Here is a 694-nt window from a genome sequence, read left to right on the forward strand (position 1 = left end):
GTCTGGTGCTGATCAAGTAATATTAACTGCCGACAATCCGCGCACTGAAGATCCCAATATGATTTTGCAAGATATGCAGGCTGGCATGAATGAAGAGCAGTATCAGCGTACGCATATTGAGCCTGCCCGCCAACGAGCGATTGAGTATGCAGTAAGTCACGCCAGCGCCAATGACATTGTGGTTATTGCGGGCAAAGGTCATGAGACTTACCAAGAGATCAACGGTGTCCGTCATGATTTTGATGACAGCGTTGTTTTGCAGCAGGCGCTACAACAAGCGGGACGCATATAAATATAGGGTTTTATGCATAACCAAATATAACCATCAAGCCAAGACAAACAAAAATAACGAAATACCGTAGTCACCATATAGGGCAATCATTATGACAGCTGGCAACAACAATACCATTCAGTCGCAAGGACTTTATGTCTGGCAAGCAGACAACTTGCTGGCGGCTACAGAGGCGCTTAGCAGTCACTGGCAACAAGACCAATCAGACACAGAGATTGGCGTTACAAGCAATCGTATCACAACCGACACGCGCACCATCAAGGCAGGTGATATATTTTTAGCACTCAGTGGCGATAATTTTGATGGACATGACTATATCAATGTCGCTGCTGCTCAAGGTGCGGTCGCAGCAATCGTATCACGTCCAATTTCTACAAGTATTCCACAGTTGGTGGTAAGCGA

General features: G+C 46.0%; 2 protein-coding genes. Both read left to right on the top strand.

Annotated features, from left to right (window positions below):
• Positions 1-292 (top strand): glutamate ligase domain-containing protein (locus ACS8FD_RS20790; RefSeq protein WP_439277264.1); only part of this gene is annotated, 292 nt, incomplete at its 5' end.
• A 91-nt stretch (positions 293-383) separates the two neighbouring features.
• A partial coding sequence (locus ACS8FD_RS20795; RefSeq protein WP_439277265.1) for a Mur ligase domain-containing protein occupies positions 384-694 on the top strand: 311 nt, incomplete at its 3' end.

The sequence above is a fragment of the Psychrobacter sp. 1U2 genome, from assembly GCF_051847575.1.